At 46.1% G+C, this 2,679-nt stretch carries 6 protein-coding genes; 5 read left to right on the plus strand and 1 reads right to left on the minus strand.

Annotated features, from left to right (window positions below; genetic code table 11):
- Window positions 1-218: 218 nt before the first annotated feature.
- The 5 genes from KDK16_RS11280 to KDK16_RS11300 all read left to right on the plus strand — a co-directional run bounded on the left by KDK16_RS11280 (window position 219) and on the right by KDK16_RS11300 (window position 1,576).
- On the plus strand, window positions 219-578 hold the full coding sequence (locus tag KDK16_RS11280) for a winged helix-turn-helix domain-containing protein (protein WP_257276181.1): 360 nt from the start codon (window positions 219-221) through the stop codon (window positions 576-578).
- Window positions 579-593: 15 nt separating this feature from the next.
- On the plus strand, window positions 594-767 hold the full coding sequence (locus tag KDK16_RS11285) for a nucleotidyltransferase (RefSeq protein WP_257276182.1): 174 nt from the start codon (window positions 594-596) through the stop codon (window positions 765-767).
- Between the two features lie 18 nt (window positions 768-785).
- Window positions 786-1,016 (plus strand): hypothetical protein, encoded by a 231-nt coding sequence (locus KDK16_RS11290; protein ID WP_257276183.1) that lies wholly within the window; start codon window positions 786-788, stop codon window positions 1,014-1,016.
- Window positions 1,013-1,174 carry a hypothetical protein gene (locus tag KDK16_RS11295; protein WP_257276184.1) on the plus strand — a complete coding sequence of 54 codons (162 nt, stop codon included), beginning with the start codon at window positions 1,013-1,015 and terminating at the stop codon, window positions 1,172-1,174. Before KDK16_RS11290 ends, KDK16_RS11295 begins: the two co-directional genes overlap by 4 nt.
- A 114-nt stretch (window positions 1,175-1,288) precedes the next feature.
- Window positions 1,289-1,576 carry a hypothetical protein gene (locus tag KDK16_RS11300; RefSeq protein ID WP_257276185.1) on the plus strand — a complete coding sequence of 96 codons (288 nt, stop codon included), beginning with the start codon at window positions 1,289-1,291 and terminating at the stop codon, window positions 1,574-1,576.
- Between the two features lie 45 nt (window positions 1,577-1,621).
- On the opposite strand, the gene KDK16_RS11305 is transcribed toward KDK16_RS11300, so the two are convergent.
- Window positions 1,622-2,679, minus strand: a 1,058-nt coding sequence (locus KDK16_RS11305; RefSeq protein ID WP_257276186.1) for a WD40 repeat domain-containing protein, incomplete at its 5' end; no start/stop codon positions are given.

The following is a 2,679-nucleotide window of genomic DNA, read 5'->3' on the forward strand; positions in this document are numbered from 1 at the left end:
CTCTGACGGGCAAAGGGTCAAGGCTGGATTTCGACCAGCACCGGGAGGACAGTCGCAAGCGGCTGGAAGTCCGATTTCATGAGGTTCGACCTGAACAACTCAACTTGTATCAAGAACAAAAAACCAGCTCTATCCGCCACTCAAAACCATAGATTGATTTATAAATATCATGAAATGGTATATATTTACCATATGTTGGTAAAATAATATATTACATCATGTTCATTTTGAAAGGCATTTTGCGAGCGGAAAGTCAGGAAAAAATCCTTATATATCTAATGCTTCGCAGCTCCGGTTATGGCAAGGCCATTGCCGAATTTTACGAAATCTCCTCAAACTCCGTGCAAAAACAGCTTGCCCGGCTTGAAGAAGATGGCGTTTTGGTGAGCCACCTGATTGGCAGGCTCAGAGAATATCAGCTTAACCCCCGATACCCTTTCCTGTCGCCATTGAAAGAACTGCTTAAGTCGGCCCTGTCGGCCTATCCGGACTCCATGATCCAGAACCTCACCATGACCAGAACCCGCCCCAGAGCAGCAGGCAAACCGACTATTGCTATCCAACCAAGGGATCATTAATTTCAGAATTAAATCATGACAAATTTTAGTAGCACGCCCATTGTTGAACTGGCAGCCATTGTCGCCAATCATCTTAAGCAGCATGGCATTCGGGTGGTTTTGGTGGGTGGTTTAGCCGTTGAAATTTACAGTGAAAACCTATACCTGACCAAAGATATTGATATGGTTAACACCAGCTACGACTCCTAAGAATCGCTGAAAACCGCAATGGCTGAATTAGGTTTTTTTAAACAAGGCCGCGTGTTTGTCAATGATTCAACGCAGATCTGTGTTGAGTTTCCTTCTGCACCTCTCGCTATTGGAAACCAGATTATTCAAGAAACCACTGTCGCTCATTCAGAACAAGGCGACATACCCATTTTGCTTGCCTCCGATGTAATTAAAGATCGACTTCTGGCTTATTTTCACCCTCTCTGGTGCAGGCACTGGCCATTATGATTAACTATGAAATTATTCCGGATGAACTCAAAGTTTTCTGTGACGCAGAAGGTGAGCCGGATCAATATGAAGTTATTGTACAGCTTCATAAAACTGCCAAAAAGCAACAATTAAGCTCCATGTTGGAACTGGAATCTCTATTCCTGAAGCACCTGTAGCACAAGACCTCTCCCAATCCTAACAGGAAGAACCATTTACTGGCTGGGCTTTTATTTTGTGAAAGCCAGAACCTTGCCCAACCCCTATGTTCGGGTCTTTTACCCTTCCCGAAAATGACTATTCAAGACTATCTGCGACGATTGAAGCAATGGCATCAGCAGCTCTGTTTGGACAGACTGATGTTGCTGGTACTGGTGCTGACGAATGCACTACTGCTTTTCCAATGCCTGAGTCGCAAACCGGCTGTTGAGTTGAGCTTGCCGTTTATTGATGGACAGGTTGGAATTCAGTCTGGTGGAGCATCACGGGTCTATCACAGAACCCTGACACCGAGAAATTTATCACCGACAAACTGCCGCCGGTTCGTTGCCGCTACTTTTGGTGAATCTCATTATTCGTAGTGCATCAGAGAATAGCCAAGAGTTTCCGGGACGTTGCTTGATTTACTATTCCTTCCATAGTTCAGTAATTGACACGATGTTGCCGAACACACCAAATCCTCCCAAAAAACTTTGGGTCATTACAAAGCGGCTATTGGCGCTGAAGCTGGCTGAGAAGATTGGATTGGGGTGGCGGATAGTGAATTCTACTTTCTGTGACCCGTCACCCGTCAGGGGCCTGATGTTCACGATACCATCAAAACCAGAGGTCATCACAAAGCGGCCATCGGCACTGAAGGTGGCTGAAGAGACCTGATCAGTATGATGGATAGTGAGTCCTTCTTCCCATGATCCATCATTCTTATGGTTATGGATTTTTGCCGTTCCATCATAACTGCCGGTTACTGCATGTTGGCTATCGGGACTGAAGGTGGCTAAGAAGACCCAATGATTGTGGTGGATAGTGATTTCTTCTTCCCATAAGACATCGGTCTTTTCGCCGTAGATTTTTGCCTGTTTGTCGAAACTGGCGGTCACCACATGGCGGCTATCGGGACTGAAGGTGGCTGTCTCAATGAAATGACTGTGGGAAATGATGGCTTTTACTACCCATGATCCGTCGGCCCGTTTGCCAATGATTTTAACCAGGTTATCCTTGCCAACAGTCAACACATGTCGGCTATCCGGGCTGAAGGCGGCTGATATGACCGAACTATCGGTGCTAATATGGCTAATGGTGAATTCTTCTTCCCATGATTCATCGTCTTTCCAGCCAATGATTTTTGCCGTACCATCGTCACTGGCGATCACCACATAGCGGTTATCGGGGCTAAAGATGGCTGAGTTGACATAGCCCTTATGGATAACGATGATTTTTACTTGCCATGACACATCGGCTGATTTGCCCGTGATTTTTACCACATTATCTTCGCCGACAGTCACCACATGGCTACCATCATCACTGAAGCTGGCTAAATCGATCGGACCATCATGGCTGATGGTCCCTTCTTCTTCCCATGATCCAACCTCCTTCTGAACATGGATGTTTGCTTTACCATCTTTGCTGGCGGTCAACACACGGCTATTATCAGCGCTGAAGGTGGCTGAATTAATGGGCCCACGGT

This window comes from Endozoicomonas sp. SESOKO4 (assembly GCF_024606275.1).